Raw genomic sequence first — 19,728 nt, forward strand, 5'->3', positions numbered from 1 at the left:
CTTAACTGGCCGACGCCACGAGTCTCAGCTGATCCTGAAGAGAGTCGACCGATTGGATGCGCAGCAGCAAGGCGTCCCCCGGGGTTGCGTGGCTTGGGCATTCCGCAGCCAGATCCATCGCCAGCTCATCGATGCGAACCAGGCCAAGATTGTCCTGTGGCCGTAGCCAGCGCAGAAACTGAGCTCGCCACTGCTGGCCCTTCTGTCCTTCAAACCAAACCTGCTGCCAATGCCGCTGGTCTTCTCGGGAAATAGCGATTCCCTCGCGGATGGCGGCATCGACCGCGTTCACCAACTCCTGCAGGGCGTCTTCCGAGAGCGGCTCCTTCGCGGCCAACTGGCGCTGAACGAGCAGATCGCCATAGCGCCGGATCGGTGACGTGGCCTGCACATAGGCCGGAAGCCCGAGGCTGAAATGGGCCGCTGGCTTGGTGCCCATCAAGCCGCGACTCAAGCAGCGCTTGATCGCTGCGAAGCGAACGGCTCCGTCTGGAAGGGCGTCCAATTCCGCTTGTCCTGGGAGTTCAGCAGGCAGCTGACTGCGATAAGGAAGGGCGATTCCCCTGTCCTGTCCGAGCTGAGCAGCGACGGCACCGGCAAGGATCATCGCTTCGGCCACCATCTGGCGCGAGTTGCTCGGTTCGGTGACCTCGAGCTGGGCCAGTCCCTCCCGGGCTCGAATCCGGCCTTCAGGCAGATCCATTTGCAGTGCCCCTTGTGAGAGTCGCCAGCGCCGCCTGGCATTCAGCAGGGCTTCCAGATCAGCAAGATCGCTGTCCTGCGGTGGGGCCAGTTCGATCAGCTCATCGGCATCGTCATAACTGAGTCGATAGATCGGCTTGACCCAGCTGCGCACCATGCCGTAGTCCGACAGGGATCCGTCCTCGTTCAGCTCGGCCCAGGTGCTCCAGGCCGCCGTGCGGCGTCCGGCCCGCAGGCTGAAGACCCCGGTGGAGAGCTTATCGGGAAACATCGGCACATTGCCCTGGGCCAGGTACAGGCTGCTGGCCCGCTTGCGCGCCTCTAGGTCGAGGGGCGAGCCAGCTGGAATCAATCGCCCTGGATCGGCCACATGGATCCAGATCCTTGTCCGGCCAGCGGCAGTTTTCTCGATTGCCAGACCGTCATCGATGTCGCGGGTGTCGTCATCGTCGATCGTCACGCAGCGTTGCTGGCAGAGGTCGACCCGAGTCGGGTCGCTTGGCTGCGCCTGCTCAGCCTCTACCTCTAGTCGTTGCGCTTCCAGGACAAGCGACTCTGAAAACCCTTCACTCCAGACCGTCCCGGCCAGGGAGAGGAGCTGGTGGGGGTCCCATTGACCCAAGTCCACCAATAGATGACGCAGTTGGGAGCGCTCTTGCGTCAGATGCAGCAGCGACAGGCTCTGACGCAACCCATCCGGGAGCTCAGACAACTCACGGCGTCCACTGGCCGTCTCCTTCAGCAGCTCGAGCCACTGCAGATGCAGGGCGCTGCACTGATCTGCTGTTGTTGGTTGGCGCCTCTTCAGCAGTTGAAGCCAGCGCCGTTCTTCCTCTTCTGCAATCGCCTTGAGACGTCGTTCGCGACGCAGTGGCTTCAGCTCATCCAGGGTGCGGGCCTGAACATGGCCTTGTTTCCAACGGAACCACTGCTGACCACCCACTAGGGCCAGCCAACAGGCACTCAACTGGAGCGGTTCAGTGTTGCCATAGAGCAGATCGCAAAACTCCTGCAAGCTCACGGCTTCGCCGGAGTCCTTCAGCAGGAGCCATGCGGCCCCCCAAGCGGAGGGGCGTGGTTTGGCCGCTGCCACTCGGTCGTTGTTGAGGGCCCATGGAGAAGCCCCCAGCCGCTGCGGCGCTGACGCACCACTGGGCAGGGGGCAGATGAGCTCAAGGTGTCGTTGTGGGACAACCTGTTGCTTGGAGTCAAATCCAACCTTGAGCCGCGCTTTGCTGCCCTGGATGGATTCAACGATGGCAAGTTGAGGCGAGCGGGACTCCTGCAGACCGACGAGATCGCCGCTGTGGAAGACCGCAACGCTCAGGGATCAGCCCTCGGGATTCACGAAGGGCAGGAGAGCCACAATCCGAGCGCGCTTGACCGCGTTGGTCAGATCGCGCTGCTGCTTGGCGGTGAGGCCAGTCAGACGACGGGGCAGGATTTTGCCGCGCTCGGTGATGAACTTCTTGAGCAGATCGACATCCTTGTAGTCGATCGGTTCACCGGGCTTAATCGGTGAAAGGCGTTTCTTGAAGAAGGAACTAGGCATGACTGAACGGAGGAGAAATGCAGAACGCGGAGATCACGCCGCCGAGATCACTTGATCTCTTTGTGGACCGTCGACTTGTTGCAGTGCGGGCAGAACTTCTTGAGTTCAATCCGTTCAGTGGTGTTGCGGCGGTTCTTCTGGCTGGTGTAACGAGACACGCCAGGGGACCGCTTGGCGGGGTTGGACCGGCATTCCGTGCACTCGAGAGTGATCACGATCCGGACGCCCTTGTTCTTAGCCATAAAGGACGTTGCGCCGCTTGTGCGATGCGATTGGACAGTGGACAACCATACCTTGTCGCCTGACCTGGCCTGGTGTCTTGCCTCTTTAAAGTCGACGCTCTGTTTGCCCGTGTCAGATGCAGGTCTCGCTCCAATGGCTCCGGGAGCTGGTGGCCTGCGATCTGGCACCGGACGTTCTCGCTGAGAACCTCTCGATTGCCGGCTTCGAGGTGGAGGAGATTACCGATCTGGCCGCCCGTGCAGCAGGGGTGGTGGTTGGTTTTGTTGAGCAGCGGGAACCCCACCCGGACGCCAACAAGCTGAGCGTCTGCACGGTCTCAGTCGGCGCTGAAGCTCCGCTACAGATCGTCTGTGGAGCCAAAAATGTGCGCGCCGGCATTCACGTCGCCGTCGCCACCGTCGGGGCCTACCTGCCGGCCGTCGATTTAAAGATCAAGCCCGCAGAGCTGCGCGGGGTCGCCAGCAGCGGAATGATCTGCTCGCTCTCAGAGCTCGGGTTGGCCGATAGCTCGGACGGAATTGTTGTTCTCGAGGAGGCCCTTGAGTCCCTTCCGGCCATCGGCAGCCCGGTTGGCCCCCTTTTTGGTCTCGACGATCAGGTCTTGGAGTTGGCGATTACCGCCAACCGCCCCGATGGTCTCTCGATGCTCGGCATCGCCCGCGAGGTGGCTGCACTGACTGGGGCAACCCTCAACCTGCCGTCCGCAGCACCGGTGGTCAGCTCCGAGGCACTGCCTGTGGGAGCCGATGTTCAAGACCGCATCGAAGACGGCGGCCTGTTCAGTCTGACCGCCCTCTCGGGCCTCAAGGTCGGCCCCTCGCCCCGTTGGCTCCAGAGCCGACTCGAGCGTGCTGGTCTCCGGCCGATCAACAACGTCGTGGACATCACCAACCTGGTGATGCTGGAGCAGGGACAGCCCCTGCATGCCTTTGATGCAGATCGACTGGCCCAATTGAGCGAAGGCCAGCTCGACCCAGCGGCGATCGATCTCCGCGCTGGCCGTTCTGGCGAAGCCTTTACGACCCTCGATGGCAGCGACCACAGCCTCAGTGAAGACGCCTGGGTCGTGAGCTACGCGGACCACGCGATTGCCCTGGCCGGTGTCATGGGCGGTGACGCGTCGGCTGTTCAGGAGAAGACCACATCGATCTGGCTCGAGGCGGCGATGTTTGCTCCCCAGACCGTCCGCAAGAGCGCCCGCAGCTTGGGGCTGCGGACCGACGCCAGCAGTCGCTTTGAAAAGGGCCTGCCGCTCGAAGTCACCCTGTCTGCCGCCGACCGCGCCGTGGCCTTGCTGCAGGAGATCTGCGGGGCCCAACTGGACGGTCGCTGGCTGCATCAACGTGTCGAGGGAGCCAAGCCGCCACTCGAGCTACGCCGCGACGCATTGCATAACCTCCTCGGTCCTGTGGTCACGGCCGATGGCGAGGAGATCGATCTAGAGGACGCGGAGATCGAGCGGATCCTCGAGGCCCTGGGCTGCAGCCTTCAGGCCGGCGAGGAGGGTTGGTTGGTGCAGGTTCCGCCTGCCCGGGCCATGGACTTGCAACGGGAGGTGGATCTAATTGAGGAGGTTGCCCGCTTGGTGGGCTACGACCGTTTCGCCAGTCACCTGCCGGACCCTATTGCCCCGGGGGGGCTGACCCCGCTGCAGGAGGCCGAGCGCCGGCTGCGCCGACTCTTGGCTAGCGCTGGTCTCCAGGAGGTCTGCAGCCTGTCCCTCGGCCCTGCCAAGGTCAACCGTCCGGGTGCTGATCCCAGCCGCCGCGTCGCCCTCGCCAATCCGTTGTTGGCCGACTACAGCCACCTGCGCGACAGCCTGGTCGATGACCTGCTTTCGGCGGCGCAGCGCAACCTGAAGGCTGGTCGTAGCGGTTTTTGGGCCTTCGAGATTGGCAATGTGTTCGATGCCAAGGCCCAGGGTTCACCGCAAAGCCAACACCTCGCTGGTGTGATCTGTGGTTCCCGTCAGGCCGAGCTCTGGAGCCAAAGCGGCAAGCCTCAAGCGCCTGATTACTTCAGTGCCCGTGGTGTTCTCCAATCAGCACTCGCCGCCCTGAAGCTGCCCTTGGAGGACAGGCGGTTGAGTGATCATCCGCTGCTCCATCCCGGCCGTGCAGCCCAGATCGTGGTTGAAGGGCGGCCACTGGGGTATTTCGGTCAGATCCATCCGGCCCTTGCGGAGCAGTTCGATCTACCGGCCACCACTTATCTCTTCCAATTGGAGGTTGGCGCGCTGTTGAGTGCGGCGACCCGGCGCAATCGCTGGCAACCCAGCTTTGCCCCCTTTGCCACGGTGCCCGCCTCCGAGCGCGATCTCGCCCTGGTGGTCCCAACGGACACCGCCAGCGCTCAGCTGTTGAATGCGATCCGCAAGGCGGGCAAGCCCCTCCTGGAGCAGGCTGAACTGGTGGACCGCTACGACGGGGAGCAGGTCGCGCAAGGCTCCTGCAGCCAGGCGTTCCGCTTGCGCTATCGGGATCCCAAGCGCACGCTCAAGGACACCGAGGTCGACGAGGCGCACGAGAAAATCCGTGCGGCCCTCGCAAAGCAGTTCGGTGCCCAGCTACGCGGCTGAACCGCTGTGGGTCAGTAGGGCCAGGGTCTCGACATGGCTCGTCTGAGGGAAGAAATCAACTGGTTGAACCGTCTCAAGGCGGTAGCCGCCTTCTTCACCGCAGAGTTGCTGTAAGTCCCTCGCCAGGGTCGAGGGATTGCAGCTGATGTAGGCCAACCGATCTGGAGTGCCATCAAGGATGGCGCCGAGCGCCTCGGCACTCAGTCCCTTGCGGGGCGGATCCACCAGGAGGGATCCGGTCATCTTCAACCGCTCGGCCAGCACCGCGGCCACGTCAGCCTGTTCAAAAAAGGCGGTCGTGATCCCGTTGCGTTCGGCATTGGCCGTGGCTTGGCTGACCGACAAGGGATGCACCTCAAGGCCCAGAACCTTCAGGCCAGAGCGTGCCAAGGGCAGGCTGTAGGTCCCGATTCCGCTGTAGGCGTCGATCACCGTTGCGCTCTTCCCTGCAGCAAAGAATTGCCGCAGTGGTTCAACCAGCCGCTGCGCTTGGGCTGTGTTGACTTGAAAGAAGGTGTCAGCTGCGATGCGCAGCTCAATGCCATCAAAGATTTCAAGTAACCAGGCGCGTCCAGCGATCAGGTCAGTCTCTGGGCCCATCACGACGTTGGAGGCCTTCGGCTGAACGTTGAGCCCGACCCCGACGACCTCCGGCCATCGCTCCATCCAGCGTTGGGCCAGGGACTCAAGTCCCTTGAGTTGCCGGTGGTTGCTCACCAGCGTGATCAGGATTTCCCCCGTTGCTGATCCCACCCGTAGGGCCAAGTGACGAAGCCCACCTTTGGCGCTGAGGTTTACATCAACGGGCCAGCCGGTCTTCTCCAAATCCTTCTTGATGGGCTCAATCAAGGCATCGACCCTTGGATCAAGGACCGGGCAGTGATTGAGATTGACGATCTTGTGGCTGCCGCGTCTGTAGTAGCCCGCCCTCAAGCGGCCGTCCTCCGCGCGCTCCAGTGGGATGAGGGCGCGATTTCGGTATCCAAAGCCCTGCTCACAGCCCCAAACCGGCTCAACGCTGGTCTCCAATTTGGCCAGCCGGCTGAGGCTCTGCTGCACCAGGTCCCGCTTCAACTCCAGCTGCATCGCACTGGAACAGTGCTGGAGGCTGCAGCCTCCACAGCGCTCCGCAAGGATGCACGGCGGCTTTTCCCGTTCGGGACTCGCCTGACTGACCTCCAACAGATCAGCCTCCAGATGCCGCTTGGCACAACGGCGCACACGGGCTTGAACCGTTTCACCAGGCAGTGCCCCGGGGATAAACACAGCGGTTTCCATCCAGCGGCCCACGCCCTGGCCCTCATGGCCCAGCCCTGTGACCAGGACCTCGATGGTTGAGCCCAACTGCACCTTGCTTGCTGCCATCACCCGCTTGCCGTCCTTCTTTGACCCTATCGGTGCGTAAACACCTGCTCAGAGCGGGGCTTTTCAGCGCTTGTCCTGGATACAGTGGCTGGGTCAATGGTGGTTTCGATGAGCGTCGTACGCGATCTGATCCTTCAGGCAGACGATCAGCTCCGCTATCCCACCGGCGGTGAGCTGCGCTCCATGGTGGAGTTCCTCTCCACCGGCTCTAATCGCCTTTCCGTTGTCCGGATCCTGACTGACAACGAAAAGAAGATCGTTGACGAAGCCTCGAAGCAGCTCTTCAGCCGTAAGCCCGAATACGTCGCACCTGGCGGCAACGCCTACGGCTCTAAGCAACGGGCCCAGTGCCTGCGCGACTTCGGCTGGTACCTGCGTCTGGTCACCTACGGCGTCCTGGCTGGGAGCACCGAGCTGATTCAGAAGATTGGCCTCGAGGGTGCTCGTGAGATGTACAACAGCCTCGGTGTTCCGATGCCCGGCATGGTCGAATCCATGCGTTGCATGAAGGAAGCCGCTCTGGTGCTGCTCAGCCAAGAGGATGCTGCCGTCGCCGCTCCTTACTTCGATTTCTTGATTCAAGGAATGCAGACCCCCTGCTGAGCTTCATCCCTCTTGAGTCATCGGCCGGCACACGCCGGCTTTTTTCATGCTCACTCACAGGATTAGATATGTCGCTCTTATCCCGGATGAGACGCGTGCATAGTCTCAGCGCGCTGGTCTAATGGGTTGCCTGAGACTCATTCTCTGCGCGACCGAAAGGGTGAGAAACAGCGCGACATTGCTAGTCCCATCATCTCCTCATCACAAGACCTGAACTGCGTCTCAGGCGTGCCGACTGAAACACTCCTCGAATGCCTCTGGCTGGACTTGCGCAGACTTTTACCGAAGCTCTTCTCGTGGGTCGCAGTGGCCTTCCAGGCCTAGACCCTCAGTAGGACCAATAGGAGACGATCGAGTTGGTTTTGCCGGAAAACACCGGAAATGAGCCGATACCCAGAAGGAATCAGCCGCGTACCTGTGTCTATAGCAGGTACGCGTCTTTTGGAAAGCAGGCCTGAACTGATTTCTTGAGCGTTGTCCATAGTGTTGGACAGTGCTGGTGAGATGCGAGGACATCGCCTGAATGCTCGGTCTTGTGCAGGCTGTCAATCGTTGCCTCGTGCAGCCAAAACAACGACAAATGCCTATCTATAAAGAACTAATCCACACTGCTTTAGCGTCTGAGAATCGTCGCATTTTGGGACTGGCCACGAGTCTCGTCTGCGACCTGTGATTAGGCAATGTCGCGATAGCGCTCCTTGAGGAACTGGTAGGCCTCGTTGAGGCGACGCATCGCATCAGCTGATCCGCCGGCATCAGGGTGATGGCTGACGGCTTGGGTGCGGTAGGCCTCCCTGATCTCCCGCAGGCTGTAGGGGCGATCGGCGACCGTGGCGAGCTGGAGCATCTTCAGGGCGCTGTGCACCGTCATGCTGTTGTCGATGGCATCAAAGGAGGTGCTTCGCTTGCTGCGGCTTCGGTGACGCTGAACGAAGCGTGTGATCAAGCTCGGAACACGTGCGGCCAGCGTTGATCCACCAAAGGGGTCCTCAAGGATTCCCGCAGCAACGATCACGCGCTCAAGGGTCGGGGTCCCCTCCTCCCACTCGGGCGCATAGGAGAACATCACCTGTTGAACCAGGTTCCAGCCGAAGGGACGTCCGTCGCTGTCCCCCGATTGCGGCCAGATATCCCGGCCCAGCCAGACCATGGCCGCTTCCAGCGCAGCCTCCGTTGGCGCTTGGCCGTAGACCTCGCTCCAGTGCGAGGCGACCTGTTGCATGGCTTGTTCCAGTTCAAGCCGGTGGATCAGGGCCAACGTGGCGTCAGGCGTTGCCGCGCGGGGAGGCGCGTCGAGGGTTTGCTTGACGCGCTTGGCTTGCTTGCGCACGAAGCCGGGAAGCTGAATGCCGCCTGTGGCGGCAGGAGGCTCCGGGGACCCCTCCCGCAAAACCTCACTGCTCTCGGATGAGACATGGCTCTGGTCTCGCTGTGCGACTAAGCCTGAGTGCACGAGAACAATTGAAAGGTCTTCGTCGAGGGGAATGGGTCTCTGCTCTTCTTCGAGCTCGAGTGAGTCCCGTTCCTCCCCCTCCGGAGTCTTGTGAGGCTGCGATTGCGAGGAGTCGTCCTGGTCTGCGTCCTCGTCCTGGGATCCCCTGACTTCCTGAAGTAGGCGTTCAACCGTGGCGCCGCGGCTGCGCAAGCCGAGCTGACCTTTCAGCCCGTCGATCCAGTCCAAAAGCTCCTCGCTGAGTTCCAGCGAGATCCGCCGTTTGTCGGTCTCTCGCTGGCTCACTCAGGTTCGGGAACTGTTGTTGAGGTTATCGACCCAACAGGGAGTTCATCATCTTTTGTTGGGCCTCGACAGCCTGCTGATAGCGGAGCATCAAGCTCTCACTCATGCGTGTCGGGTTGATCACTGCGGCAGAAACGCCCTCCAGATTGGGAAGTGCCGGTGGGGGCTCAACCCATTGCGGGGGAGCGACGACCGGTGGCGCGACCGGCCTGATCGTCACAGGCTCAAAGACTGGTGACTTGATCGCCGCTACGGGAACCTTGGGTGGGCTTTGTTTTGTGGCGGCAGCAGCGACCGCAGTCATCGTCTCCCGTTGTTTGAGATTGGCCAATTGCTGGTCCGAAACCACGCTCAGCAGGTGCCCAGGGGTTGCATCCGCTGGATAGACCAGGCTGACCTTGATGGGATTGCTCTGACCCGGCCGTAGATAAAGGTCGGCAATGGGGAGGCTTTCGCCGGACTTCATCCCGACGTGGACCTCTTGGTATCCATCGGATGTTTCGATGCGGATTGAGCCGCGGAAGGCGGTGAATTTGCCTCGGCCATTGATCGTGGGATGGCTGAGCACCAACTTGTGGGGGCCTGTGCCCGTGAGATTCATGGTGACGTCAAAGCGCACCCCGTAGGTCCCGACGTTGTTTAACGAGGAATCAACCATTCGGGTGACCAGGGGATTGATCTGAACTTCCCCGGTGCCGAAATGGTGGCGGTTGGTGCTGGTGAGGGGCACGTGCAGTGCACCTTGCTGGAGGTCATGGGACACGCTTGCGGTGTATTCGTCGCCAACGGCGACGCCCGCCACCCGTGAGAAGACCGTGCCGTTTTCAATTTGGCGAATCCGGCTGAGGTAAACCCGACCTGGTGCCAAACGCCGTTGATCCAGGACAGCGATCAGATCTGCATCGGACTGGGGATCCTCGGCGGCCACCACAGCCATCTGGAACGGTCCATCGCTTCGTCCCTTCAGCAGTCCGTTGGCAATGCCCTTGGCTGGGAGTTGAGTGCTGAAGAGAACAATCCTGCTGCGGGCGGGGATGGTGATCTCATCGGCCAGTCTCCGGTCCAGCTTGCCGCGCAGCATTTGCACGGCTGTCGCGTCCCCTGGCCCGGTGTTCCATGGGCGATGGCCGAGAGGCTTCACGCCCATCAGATTGTCGGACTGGTAGGGCGCTTCAAAGCTGTTGCGGACAGCCCCTTTCTCAAAGCGAATGTGAACGGGCTGACTGCTGGGGTTGATCAGCAGGGTGGCCAGGGTGAGTTCACCGCGGCGTCCACCACCGCTACCCATGCGGCTCTTGTCATTCGGGTAGTACTTGTGGTGAACGTGAAGGCCGAACTCACCGTTAAAGGTGTAGGTGGCGTTGGCAAGGGGTTGTCCCGTCTCCGCCGCAATGGTCTGTCCGGGTGTTGTCGTCACCAGGATGCCTGGTCCATGCACCTCCTCCGGTTGGTTGGAGTGCAGGACCGGAACGGTGTTGAACGCACCCTGCAGCGGCCGGGCCTGCTGGCCGGCCATCAAGGCCACATCGGCTTGAGCCGGGATAGGGGCGATCAACACGCCGCCAACGAGAGCAATTGCGAGGGGTCTCATCAGACCTATGGGACCAACTGCTCTCAACGTGCGAATGATTGGCGGTGGGGTGCGTTGCTGCTCCGAATTCTTTTATCTCCGGCTGATCGAAATCAACACAGAGGCTGATGCTCCTGCCGCCTGTCGCGGCAAACCACTGCTGCTGGCTAGAACGATTGAACTCAAGCATTCTCCATGATTCCTCCGTTCTTTGCTTGCGCTGATGCAGGTTCTCCGGCCCAGATGCGTCGCCGTCACCAAGAGCGCAAGCATCAGATGTTGACCTTCTGGCGCGACGGTCTGGAGCGTCAGCTGGCGGCGATCAATGCGGCCCTGAGCACCCTCGAGCGCCAAATGCAGGATTCCAGCGAGTCCTGAGCTCCTCCAGTCCAGCGTGAAGCCTGCGCCGGACCGTTGCGGAGCTGATCCCCAGCAGACCAGCGGTCCGGCGCAGGCTGTAGCCCTCCAAGACCACAAGCTCCACAACCTGACTGTGGCGTTGCTGGATCGACGCCAACCAGGACTGCGCCATTGCCCGTGGCAGCAACGGGTCGGTCTCGTCGTCCATGGCTGCAATCCCCTCACAGCGCTCAGGGTCAAGCCAATCGAGCCTCTCTAGCTGTTCGGCCTGCTGCAGGACACGCAAGGCTGTCTCACTCCAGCCCAGTCGGCGGCCCAAGCCCACTGTTGCTTGGTTGCCAGTAGCGGCCTCAATCTTGTTCAACTGCGCTAACCGATCCTGAACAGATCGGGGCAAGCGCACCAGCCGGCTGTTGTCTCTGAGGTGCCGAAGGATTGCGCCGCGGACAAAGGGCTTGGCATAGGCACCAAGGCTGCGGTCAGGTCCTGGCTGAAACCGCGCTGAGGCCCTGAGGAAACCGACCCAGCCAGCCTGGATCAAATCGTCGACGGGTTCCCTGCAGCGCTGGGCGTAGTGCCGTGCTGTTCCGAGGACAAGACCGCGATGCCGCTTAACTTCTGCGGCCTGCTCCCGCGTGGTGGGCATGGAAACAAGGTGTGCTTGCTTCAGCAAAACCTTGACCCGTCCCCCGCGTCGTCGGTGAATTCACCGAGGTTGAGCCACCGTTCGCAGCAGCTCCAAAGGACCATGGCGCTCGAGCCAATCCCGATCGGAGCCGTTCGTGAGCAGTAGGTAGCCAGCAAAACCAAGGGCATTCACGCTGAACCCCGCCGCGTGCTCCCTGGTGCGGGCCACGGTCATGAACCAGTCGGGGCTGATCAGCACGTTGTAGGGAGCTCCTGGGTGCTCGGACATCGACGGTTGCCCAAGACCCAAGCTCTCCGTTTGCTCGAGGTAGAGGCGCTCGAGTTCCGCCGCCGCTTCAGCCCCAGCCGGTGCGGTCCGGTGACTCACGCGATAGCGCCAGGGCCAGGGAGCTTCCAATCCGTCCAGTTGGGCCCGGATAGCGCTGTCGAGGGGACAACAGACCTCAGACGGCTCCCGCGGCAGCAGCTGCAGGTGGCGATGGGGCTGGCTCGCCCCGGCTTCGGGGCAACTATTGAAAAACCAAAGACCACTGGTGCAGGCATCCACGGCCGCGAGTTGCCTCCAGTCGGCAGGCTCAAGCCATCCGGCCTGCGGCCTCCACTGTTGGGTGATCAAGAGCAGGTGGCCCCGTTGGACGGGGAACTTGTTCAACAGCAACAGGTGGCTGCTTCCGAGTCGTTCCACCTCCAGGCGCTGATCCCAGGGAAGAAAGGGATTTGGCTTGGGCCCCTCCCGGCGCAGATGTTTCGGTGTGGCCGATTCCAGTCGGCGAATGACGAATGGCTCGCAGCGCGCCAGGCCTTCCAAAGCGGTATCCAGGGGGATCAGCGCACCGTTGGCTTCAGCCACGTCGCTGCAGCGCAGCGCTGCTGTGCCGTAGCGCCCCAGAACGCCCATCTCCTTGACCAAGGCCAGATCTGATTAAAGCGCCACTCAGTCCTGACTGCAGACGCTCCAGTCGCCTGGAACATGCCCTGGAGGGCCGGTTGCGACTGAGCCTGACCAGAGGACATGGCCCAGACCACTGAGGCGCACGCGGTAACCCTCCTGGAGCTCACAGCGCATCCCGCCGCAGCGGGCCGAGGGCTGCCAGCCGTGCAGGGTGGACTTGCCGAGCGCATCGGCCCACCAGGGCGCGACGAGGGCATGGGCTGAACCCGTTACCGGATCCTCCTCAATGCCGAGGCCTGGGGCAAAGAAGCGCAGCTGGTAGTCGCAGGTCTGGCCAAAGAGCTCAGCGGAGCTCCCGGCCTGCATCACCACCAGACCTTGACGATCAGCCCCTTCGAGGCGCTCACTCACCCCCCGGAGCTCCCGCAGGATCAGCGCGCTGTCCACGAGTACGACGCGATAGCCCAAGTTCGAGCGCCAGTAGCCCAAGACGTCGCTGTCCAGAACCTGCCTCAGATAGCTCGGTGCCTGCTCATGGATGAGGGGTTCGCTGGGCAGCACCAGGGAGGCAGCTCCCGTCACCTGCGGATCAACGCGAACCGCTAAGCCACCGCTTCGGCTCGCCAGGCGGAGCTCGTCTCCTACTGGAACCAAGTTCCAGTGCTGCAGGGCCAGGGTTGCGGCCAGCGTTGCATGGCCGCAGAGGGGCACCTCACAGGTTGGTGTGAACCAGCGAATGCACCACTGCTGCCTGGGGTTCAGCCAAAGAAAGGCCGTCTCAGATTGCTTCAAACTGCCCGCCAGGGCCTGCATCCACTCTGGGCTGGCCGCCTCCTGCAGTTCCACCACCGCTGCGCCGTTGCCGCACAGGGGACCATCAGCAAACGCCTCGATCAGCAGAGCCCGCCGCGCCGTTGGATCGGAAGGAAGCTCAGGCATCCAGCGCTAGGCCTGCTCATCACGAAGGGACCGCTGCATTAAGGCATGAACCGCCTCTTGGGGGCTACTTCGGCCGTCTGCCGTACGCACCACCTGCTGGCAGATCGGTAGGGACCAGCCGTGGCGCTCGCCCAGTGCCGCAACAGCCTGGGCAGTCTTGAATCCCTCGACAGTGGCGCCAACGCTGGCTTGGGCTTCGCTGGCACTGGCCCCTCCCGCCAGGGCCAAACCAAAGCGGTAGTTCCGGCTGAGGGGGCTGTTCGCTGTTGCCAAGAGATCACCCAGACCCGCCAACCCGTAGAGGCTGCCCTGCTCTCCCCCCAGGTTCTGAATCACCAGTCCCATCTCCGCCATCCCCCGGCAGAGCAACGAGGCCTTGGCGTTGGCTCCGAGCTGCAGGCCATCGCAGATCCCAGCCGCGATCGCCATCACGTTTTTAAGCGCACCCGCGAGTTCCACTCCAAGCGGATCGGCACTGGCATAAAGCCGCAGCTGATCGGAGCTGAGCTGCCGCTGCAGCTGCTGAACCCGATCGAGGTCCACCCCGGCCAAAACACTCGCCGCCGGGCAGCCCTGGGCCAATTCAGTCGCAAGGTTGGGACCACTCAGCACCAGAGGGTTGAGCTCGGGATTAGCGGCCTGCCAGATCTGACTTGCGGTGAGCTGGGTCTCGGGGTCGAGCCCCTTGCTACAGCTCAGCAGCGGCACTCGCAGGTCCCAGCCCCCAGCCAGGTCTGTGGCCAGCTGCTTGCTCCCTGCAAGGGAGACGGCCACCAGCACCAAATCAACACCGCGTATCGCCTCGAGAGGGGACCCTCCGCTGCGGCGACTCCAAACCCTGATCTGGTGCCCCTGGCGGCTGAACAGATCAGAGAGGGTCTGCCCCCAAGCCCCAAGGCCCAGGACACCGATGCTGAGGGGGGTCACTGGTCCGCCGCGTGGGCCTGAAGCAGCTCGAGGGGAATCACGTCCAGGCTGGAGTCCTCACAAGCTGCGAGGCGGACGGGTGGGGCCATGCCGTCTTGGTAGGCCTCGAGCCAACGGGCTGCACAGACGCACCAATGGTCACCGGGTTTGAGCCCGGGGAAGCCATAGGCGGGCATCGGGGTCGTCAAATCATTCCCCTGAGCCTTCGAGTAGCTGAGGAATTGTTCATTGACGACGCAACAGACGCTGTGACGCCCCAAATCCGCTGCGTTGGTGCGGCAGCTGCCGTCGCGAAACCAGCCAGTCATCGGGTCACATCCACACTCCTGCAACGGTTCTCCAAGAACGTTGAGGGACGTGGTCTCAGCTGCGTTCATCGTTGGGTTGTGCCCGGTTTCAGCCGGTGAATGACGTCAATTCTGACGAAGGAGTGGAAAAAAACCCCCGGGGAGGTTGACGGGATCGGGGGGTAAGGCGTTAAAGGTCATTCAGCCAACCCCCCTACATGAGCTGGGACTTCACCGAAGACGGCGCCTTCCTGGCCCTTTGCGATGCCTTCAAGGAGAGCGGCGAGAGCTCTGCCATTGAGTTCTTGGCCAACGGCGAGGGCGCATTCCACTTCCAGGAGTTAGCTCAGAACGCGGCTGGAGAGGGTGTCGATCTATCGGACTCCTCTGACCTCGAGGAGTTCCAACAGGAAGTGATCGACACCATGGAAAATCTCTGCGGCTGATTCAGCCGTAGAAGAAGGCGACCTCTTTGTCCTTCAGGCCATCCCAGCCAGCCGCCTTGAGGCGTGCATCGAGGGTCTGTTGGTCAAAGTGCTTCGAGCCGGTTTTAACCACACGGTTCCGCATTGATTTTTTGACGCCGCTGCGGGCCCGTTGACACTCCAGATCCATCACCTCGTTGTAGAGGGCCAGCATCTCCTGAGGGATCGGGCTTCCATCGAGATCAATGCCTGAGGCGATTGCAGCATCGACGCCGCCAGGTCCGGCAATGGCCATCGGTCAAGGGTGAGGGGCCCTGACCCTAAGCGGAGAAATAGCGAGCCTGGCTGTGCAGGGCGACCAGAGCTGTGGTGCTCTGCTCGGGCTCCAGTTGGTCGCTCTCGTCCATGCTCAACCCAATGCGATCCGTACCCAGCCAGGTGAGCTGTTGACGGGAATCCGGGACGTTGGGGCAGGCGGGATAACCAAAGGAGTAGCGACTGCCGCGATAGCGCTGAGCTAAGACATCGCGCAGGGGCATGTCTGCGGGGTCCGGATAGCCCAGCTCGCTGCGAATGCGGGCATGGACCCATTCGGCCAAGGCCTCTGCCATTTGAACGCCAAGTCCATGGAAGTACAGGTAGTCGCTGTACTGATCGCCCTTGAAGAGCTCCTGGGCGAATTCAGTGGCCCGCTCACCCATGGTCACCGCCTGCATCGGCAGCACGTCTGTGGCCCCGGGGGCGAGGTCGCGATAGAAATCAGCGATGCAGTAGCGGTTGCCTGATCGCTGGCGCGGCAGCTCAAAGCGTCCGAGCTCCTGGTCGTGTTGCTCAGGGTTAAGCACCACAAGGGCATTTCCATCGCGGCCACAGGGGTAGTAGCCATAGGCCACCCGAGGGCTCAGCAGGGCCTCATCGATGCAGCGCTGCTTCCAGTGGGCGAGGACCGGCTCAGCCTTCTCAGCGAGCATGGCCTCATAGTCCTCGCGGGACTGTCCTTGGGCCTTGCGCAGTTGCCACTGCCCGGCGAAGAGGGCATTGCGATCCAGGTAGGCGAAGACAGATTCGATGTCGATCGCGTCTTCCCGCAGGACCTGACTTCCCCAGAACGGAGGGGTGAGGGCTGGCTCTTCAGGGACGGCTTCGGAGCGTTCCGTTGAGACGGGAGTTAGCGCAGCGGGAGTCGATTCAGCCGCTGCCTTGCCGCCAGAGCCCTCTGGCTGACCGTCAGATTCGCCAGCATTGTCCAGACCAAGGCCCTCGGGAATCGCACCCAGGAACCCCTTGGCGTTGTCCCACTGCTCATCCGCTTTGGCGGTCACGAGGGCATCCATGAACCGCAGGTCAGCAAACGCATCGCGGCCGTAAATCACCTGACCGGCATAAACCTCACGGCAGTCCTTATTGACAAAGCGAGGGGTTAACGCAGCACCACCAAGGATCACAGGGACATTGATCCCTGCCTCATTGAACGCAGCCAAGTTGTCCTTCATGAAGGCCGTTGACTTAACCAACAACCCACTCATGGCAATGCAATCAGCGTTGTGCTTCTGCTGCGCCTCAATGATGGCCTCGACGGGCTGCTTAATGCCCAGGTTGATCACCTCGTAGCCGTTATTCGTGAGGATGATGTCAACGAGATTCTTGCCGATGTCATGGACATCGCCTTTGACAGTGGCAATCAAGAACTTCGCTTTCGCTGAACTCTCACCCTCCACCTTGTCCATTAATGGCTCCAGGAAAGCCACTGCAGACTTCATCGTCTCGGCACTCTGAAGCACAAAAGGCAACTGCATTTGGCCGGAGCCGAAGAGTTCACCTACCACCTTCATCCCATCAAGCAGGAAGGTGTTGATGATGTGCAGCGGTTTGTAGGTCTCAAGCGCAAGACGCAGGGCATCCTCAAGGCCAATGCGCTCGCCATCGATGATGTGCTGCTTGAGCCGCTCCTCAACCGGAAGGTCTGCCAAGGAGGGACCGGAGGCGCGGGCTTCCTTGGTGGACACGCCCTCGAACAGCGTGGTGAGCTCCGTCAGCGGGTCATAGACGCAGACGCCGTTCTCAAAGCGCCTGCGGTCATTGATCAGATCGCGGCAGACCTGCTGGTGCTCCTCACTGATCTTGATCAGGGGGAGGATTTTCGCAGGGCTCACGATGGCCGCATCCATGCCCGCCTCACAGCAGTCGTGCAGGAAGACGGAGTTCAGAACGATGCGAGCCGCAGGTGACAGGCCGAAACTGACGTTGCTGACACCGAGAACCACATGGACGCCCGGGAGGTTTTCGCGAATCATGCGAATCGCCTGGACGGTGGCGAGGCCGTTCTCACGGTCCTCTTCGATGCCCGTTGAGATGGGCAGCGCTAGAGGGTCGTAGAAGATTTCATGGGCTGGAATGCCGTATTCCAGGGCGTCCCGGTAAGCGCGTTGTGCGATGGCGAATTTGCGCTCTGCGCTGCGGGCCATCCCCTCCTCATCAATAGTGCCGACCACCACACCAGCGCCATAGTCACGCGCCAGTTCCAGCACTTTGAAAAAGCGCTCGTCACCGTCTTCGTAGTTGGTGGAGTTGAGGATGCACTTACCACCGGCCACCTTCAGACCGGCTTCCATCTTTTGCCACTCCGTGGAGTCAAGCATCAAGGGAAGGTTGACGTTGGTGACCAGACGGCTCACCAAGGCGTGCATATCGGCCTCGCCATCACGGCCGACATAGTCGACATTGACATCGAGAACGTGGGCGTTCTCCTTGACCTGCCCCCGGGCAACGGAAACCAGACCATCCCAATCCTCTTCCGCCAGCAACTCCCGGACCTTCTTGGAGCCACTGGCATTCAGTCGCTCACCAATGATCAGGAAGGAGTTGTCCTGCAGATAGGGGGTAACGCCGTAGATCGAACTGGCGGAGGGTTCGTACTGCAGGGCTGGCCGTGGAGCATCGGCATCCGGCTCAGTGCTTCCACGCACGCTGCGCTCTGCAGGCTGCAGTTCAGAAGCGAGCTCCGCCAGGGCGCCGATGTGGGCGGGAGTTGTGCCGCAGCAGCCACCGATCACCTGGACACCAAGGTCCTCGACGAAGTGCATCAGCTGCATCTTCATCTCGGTGGGCGTGAGGCGGTAGTGCGCCACACCGCCAATGTTTTCGGGCAATCCCGCGTTGGGGATACAGCTGACGACGAAGGGGCTGTGGGCCGAGAGGTAGCGAACGTGCTCCTTCATCTGCTCAGGGCCCGTCGCGCAGTTCAGGCCAAGAACATCGATTGGAAAGGGCTCAAGGATCGCCACGACAGCAGCGATATCCGATCCCACCAGCATCGTGCCGGTGGTTTCCATCGTCACGCTGACCATCAGTGGACGCCGTTCGCCGGTCTTGGCAAAGGCCTGTTCAATCCCCTGGAGGGCCGCCTTGATCTGCAGGACGTCCTGACAGGTCTCAACGATGAACAGGTCGACATCGCCTGCGATCAGGCCCTCGGCCTGCTCCGCAAAGGAGTCGCGCATCTCATCGAAGCCGATGTGACCCAGGGTTGGCAGCTTGGTTGTCGGCCCCATCGAGCCGGCGACAAACCTGGGCTTCTCAGGCGTTGAGTAGGCCGCCGCCATCTCACGGGCCAACTCCGCGGCCCGCTTGTTGAGCTCAAAGGCCTTGTCCTGGATGTCGTACTCGGCCAACACCGTTGAGGTCGCCCCAAAGGTGTCGGTCTCGATCACATCACAGCCCGCTTCGAGGAACTGACGATGGACCGCCTGGACCGCATCCGGACGCGTGAACACCAGGTTTTCGTTGCAGCCCTCAAGGGCTAGGCCGCCGAAGTCATCGGCGGTCAGATCCATCTGCTGAAGCGATGTTCCCGTTGCGCCGTCAAACACCAGCACTGGCCGTGCGGGGCTGTGCAGGCGCTCTAGAAAACCGATGCGTTGTGTGGTGAGCATCAACCGATCAACCGTCCAGGCGAATGCGGGTGACCCAATGGTCAAAGGCGGGATCACGCCCTTCCGTGATGGCGGTCAGGCGATCGCGAATGGCGGTCATCACCGGACGCTCAGCACTGAGTTCAGTGGTTTCCACACGACGAATCGGCGTCACCTTAGCGGCCGTACCGCTGAGGAAGACTTCATCGGCAATGAATAACTCGCTCTTGTCGACGGGACGCTCCAGGGTGGGGATCCCCATCGCCTTAGCCAGCTCCAGAACACTGGATCGGGTGATGCCCTCAAGAATGTCCTGATCGACACCTGGTGTGATCAGCACACCATCGCGAACGAGGAACAGATTCATGCCACTGGCCTCGCTGACCTTGCCGCGGCTGTTGAGCAGCAGAGCCTCATCAAAACCGCTCTTGACGGCCTCTGTTTTGGCGAGGGAACTGGTGATGTAGGCGCCGCTGATTTTGCCGCGCAGGGGCAGGGAGCGATCTTCTTGGCGGGTCCAGGAGCTAATCCGGCAGCTCACCCCCTCAGGGGAGAGATAGTCACCGAGCTCGAGTCCGTAGATCAGGAAATCGGTCTCAATGTTGTGCAGTCTCGGGGCAATCCCCAGGTCACTTGTGTAGACGAAGGGACGCAGATAGACCGGGCAGGTGGGGCGATTGGCGCACAGGAACTGATGGATCGCGCTGTGGATCGTGTCTTCGCTGAGCTCTGTTAGTAGGAGACGCGCGCTCTGACTTAATCGGCGGGCGTGGCGATCGGCCCGGAACAGAAGAATCTCATTGGCATCGGCAGGATTGGGGATCGCCCGCATTCCGCCAAACGCACCGGTCCCATAGTGCAGGGCATGGGTCGCCACCGACAGCGTGGCCTCCGCAAAGGGCACACACTTGCCACCGAACCAGGCGAAGGGCAGGAACTGATGCATGGGGTCGGTGGGGGCGGCCACAGCTGCAGACGATCCTCTCAC

18 protein-coding genes are annotated in these 19,728 nt (G+C 61.7%); 4 read left to right on the plus strand and 14 right to left on the minus strand.

Annotated elements, in window-relative coordinates:
• Position 1: 1 nt before the first annotated feature.
• The 3 genes from LY254_RS01670 to rpmG form a co-directional block, all read right to left on the minus strand.
• A complete protein-coding gene (locus tag LY254_RS01670) occupies positions 2–1,795 on the minus strand; it encodes a ribonuclease catalytic domain-containing protein (protein ID WP_247478446.1) in 1,794 nt (597 codons plus the stop codon).
• A 237-nt stretch (positions 1,796–2,032) separates the two neighbouring features.
• On the minus strand, positions 2,033–2,254 hold the full coding sequence (gene rpsR / locus LY254_RS01675; protein WP_010316983.1) for a 30S ribosomal protein S18: 222 nt from the start codon (positions 2,252–2,254) through the stop codon (positions 2,033–2,035).
• A 47-nt stretch (positions 2,255–2,301) separates the two neighbouring features.
• Positions 2,302–2,496, minus strand: a complete 195-nt coding sequence (gene rpmG, locus LY254_RS01680; RefSeq protein WP_010316985.1) for a 50S ribosomal protein L33 — start codon at positions 2,494–2,496, stop codon at positions 2,302–2,304.
• Positions 2,497–2,612: 116 nt separating this feature from the next.
• Between rpmG and pheT the strand changes: the two genes are divergently transcribed.
• Positions 2,613–5,075 carry a phenylalanine--tRNA ligase subunit beta gene (gene pheT, locus LY254_RS01685; protein WP_247478447.1) on the plus strand — a complete coding sequence of 821 codons (2,463 nt, stop codon included), beginning with the start codon at positions 2,613–2,615 and terminating at the stop codon, positions 5,073–5,075.
• Here pheT and rlmD read toward each other — a convergent pair.
• Positions 5,064–6,440: a 23S rRNA (uracil(1939)-C(5))-methyltransferase RlmD gene (gene rlmD, locus LY254_RS01690; protein ID WP_247478448.1), complete on the minus strand. Its 1,377-nt coding sequence runs from the start codon at positions 6,438–6,440 to the stop codon at positions 5,064–5,066. The genes pheT and rlmD overlap by 12 nt on opposite strands.
• A gap of 108 nt (positions 6,441–6,548) precedes the next feature.
• On the opposite strand from rlmD, the gene LY254_RS01695 reads away from it, so the two are divergent.
• Positions 6,549–7,043 carry an allophycocyanin subunit alpha-B gene (locus LY254_RS01695; protein ID WP_010316991.1) on the plus strand — a complete coding sequence of 165 codons (495 nt, stop codon included), beginning with the start codon at positions 6,549–6,551 and terminating at the stop codon, positions 7,041–7,043.
• 673 nt (positions 7,044–7,716) lie between these two features.
• Here the strand turns inward: LY254_RS01695 and LY254_RS01700 are convergent.
• Together LY254_RS01700 and LY254_RS01705 are read right to left on the minus strand one after the other, a co-directional pair.
• Positions 7,717–8,781 (minus strand): molecular chaperone DnaJ, encoded by a 1,065-nt coding sequence (locus tag LY254_RS01700; protein WP_247478450.1) that lies wholly within the window; start codon positions 8,779–8,781, stop codon positions 7,717–7,719.
• Positions 8,782–8,806: 25 nt separating this feature from the next.
• Positions 8,807–10,372, minus strand: coding sequence for a DUF3370 family protein (locus tag LY254_RS01705; RefSeq protein WP_247478451.1), 1,566 nt, complete (start codon positions 10,370–10,372; stop codon positions 8,807–8,809).
• A gap of 222 nt (positions 10,373–10,594) precedes the next feature.
• Here LY254_RS01705 and LY254_RS01710 point away from each other — a divergent pair, with 222 nt between their 5' ends.
• Entirely contained in the window at positions 10,595–10,729 is a 135-nt protein-coding gene (locus tag LY254_RS01710; protein ID WP_363155472.1) for a hypothetical protein, read from the plus strand.
• Here the strand turns inward: LY254_RS01710 and LY254_RS01715 are convergent.
• Genes LY254_RS01715 through LY254_RS01735 form a run of 5 tightly spaced genes read right to left on the minus strand, consistent with a single transcriptional unit; the run spans position 10,674 to position 14,494 of the window.
• Complete coding sequence (locus tag LY254_RS01715; RefSeq protein WP_247478454.1) at positions 10,674–11,357, minus strand: sigma-70 family RNA polymerase sigma factor; 684 nt, start codon at positions 11,355–11,357, stop codon at positions 10,674–10,676. The genes LY254_RS01710 and LY254_RS01715 overlap by 56 nt on opposite strands.
• Before the next feature lie 60 nt (positions 11,358–11,417).
• The gene (locus tag LY254_RS01720) at positions 11,418–12,257 is read right to left on the minus strand and encodes an ATP adenylyltransferase (RefSeq protein WP_247478455.1); all 840 of its coding nucleotides are present in this window, start codon (positions 12,255–12,257) and stop codon (positions 11,418–11,420) included.
• A gap of 36 nt (positions 12,258–12,293) precedes the next feature.
• On the minus strand, positions 12,294–13,190 hold the full coding sequence (locus LY254_RS01725; protein ID WP_247478457.1) for a PhzF family phenazine biosynthesis protein: 897 nt from the start codon (positions 13,188–13,190) through the stop codon (positions 12,294–12,296).
• Between the two features lie 6 nt (positions 13,191–13,196).
• A complete protein-coding gene (locus tag LY254_RS01730) occupies positions 13,197–14,117 on the minus strand; it encodes an NAD(P)H-dependent glycerol-3-phosphate dehydrogenase (RefSeq protein WP_247478466.1) in 921 nt (306 codons plus the stop codon).
• On the minus strand, positions 14,114–14,494 hold the full coding sequence (locus LY254_RS01735; RefSeq protein ID WP_029626305.1) for a DUF2237 family protein: 381 nt from the start codon (positions 14,492–14,494) through the stop codon (positions 14,114–14,116). The genes LY254_RS01730 and LY254_RS01735 overlap by 4 nt, the downstream gene beginning before the upstream one ends.
• A 128-nt stretch (positions 14,495–14,622) precedes the next feature.
• Between LY254_RS01735 and LY254_RS01740 the strand changes: the two genes are divergently transcribed.
• On the plus strand, positions 14,623–14,850 hold the full coding sequence (locus tag LY254_RS01740) for a hypothetical protein (protein WP_010317004.1): 228 nt from the start codon (positions 14,623–14,625) through the stop codon (positions 14,848–14,850).
• A 1-nt stretch (position 14,851) separates the two neighbouring features.
• On the opposite strand, the gene LY254_RS01745 is transcribed toward LY254_RS01740, so the two are convergent.
• From LY254_RS01745 to LY254_RS01755, 3 genes are read right to left on the minus strand one after another with little or no spacing between them, the layout of a single operon-like run.
• Positions 14,852–15,124, minus strand: a complete 273-nt coding sequence (locus LY254_RS01745; RefSeq protein WP_247478468.1) for a DUF4090 family protein — start codon at positions 15,122–15,124, stop codon at positions 14,852–14,854.
• 25 nt (positions 15,125–15,149) lie between these two features.
• A complete protein-coding gene (metH, locus tag LY254_RS01750; RefSeq protein WP_247478469.1) occupies positions 15,150–18,761 on the minus strand; it encodes a methionine synthase in 3,612 nt (1,203 codons plus the stop codon).
• Between the two features lie 7 nt (positions 18,762–18,768).
• Entirely contained in the window at positions 18,769–19,686 is a 918-nt protein-coding gene (locus LY254_RS01755) for a branched-chain amino acid transaminase (protein ID WP_247479693.1), read from the minus strand.
• Between the last annotated feature and the right edge of the window lie 42 nt (positions 19,687–19,728).

The sequence above is a fragment of the Synechococcus sp. NB0720_010 genome, assembly GCF_023078835.1.
In the GTDB taxonomy this organism is placed as follows: Bacteria; Cyanobacteriota; Cyanobacteriia; order PCC-6307; family Cyanobiaceae; genus Vulcanococcus.

Excerpts from the sequence above, each read along its gene's own strand:
- rpsR (WP_010316983.1), bottom strand. The coding sequence starts at position 2,254 with ATGCCTAGTTCCTTCTTCAAGAAACGCCTTTCACCGATTAAGCCCGGT.
- LY254_RS01695 (WP_010316991.1), top strand. The coding sequence starts at position 6,549 with ATGAGCGTCGTACGCGATCTGATCCTTCAGGCAGACGATCAGCTCCGC.
- LY254_RS01735 (WP_029626305.1), bottom strand. The coding sequence starts at position 14,494 with ATGAACGCAGCTGAGACCACGTCCCTCAACGTTCTTGGAGAACCGTTG.
- LY254_RS01720 (WP_247478455.1), bottom strand. The coding sequence starts at position 12,257 with ATGGGCGTTCTGGGGCGCTACGGCACAGCAGCGCTGCGCTGCAGCGAC.
- metH (WP_247478469.1), bottom strand. The coding sequence starts at position 18,761 with ATGCTCACCACACAACGCATCGGTTTTCTAGAGCGCCTGCACAGCCCC.
- pheT (WP_247478447.1), top strand. The coding sequence starts at position 2,613 with ATGCAGGTCTCGCTCCAATGGCTCCGGGAGCTGGTGGCCTGCGATCTG.
- LY254_RS01715 (WP_247478454.1), bottom strand. The coding sequence starts at position 11,357 with ATGCCCACCACGCGGGAGCAGGCCGCAGAAGTTAAGCGGCATCGCGGT.
- LY254_RS01755 (WP_247479693.1), bottom strand. The coding sequence starts at position 19,686 with ATGCATCAGTTCCTGCCCTTCGCCTGGTTCGGTGGCAAGTGTGTGCCC.
- LY254_RS01705 (WP_247478451.1), bottom strand. The coding sequence starts at position 10,372 with ATGAGACCCCTCGCAATTGCTCTCGTTGGCGGCGTGTTGATCGCCCCT.
- LY254_RS01745 (WP_247478468.1), bottom strand. The coding sequence starts at position 15,124 with ATGGCCATTGCCGGACCTGGCGGCGTCGATGCTGCAATCGCCTCAGGC.
- rpmG (WP_010316985.1), bottom strand. The coding sequence starts at position 2,496 with ATGGCTAAGAACAAGGGCGTCCGGATCGTGATCACTCTCGAGTGCACG.
- LY254_RS01710 (WP_363155472.1), top strand. The coding sequence starts at position 10,595 with ATGCGTCGCCGTCACCAAGAGCGCAAGCATCAGATGTTGACCTTCTGG.
- LY254_RS01740 (WP_010317004.1), top strand. The coding sequence starts at position 14,623 with ATGAGCTGGGACTTCACCGAAGACGGCGCCTTCCTGGCCCTTTGCGAT.
- LY254_RS01725 (WP_247478457.1), bottom strand. The coding sequence starts at position 13,190 with ATGCCTGAGCTTCCTTCCGATCCAACGGCGCGGCGGGCTCTGCTGATC.
- rlmD (WP_247478448.1), bottom strand. The coding sequence starts at position 6,440 with ATGGCAGCAAGCAAGGTGCAGTTGGGCTCAACCATCGAGGTCCTGGTC.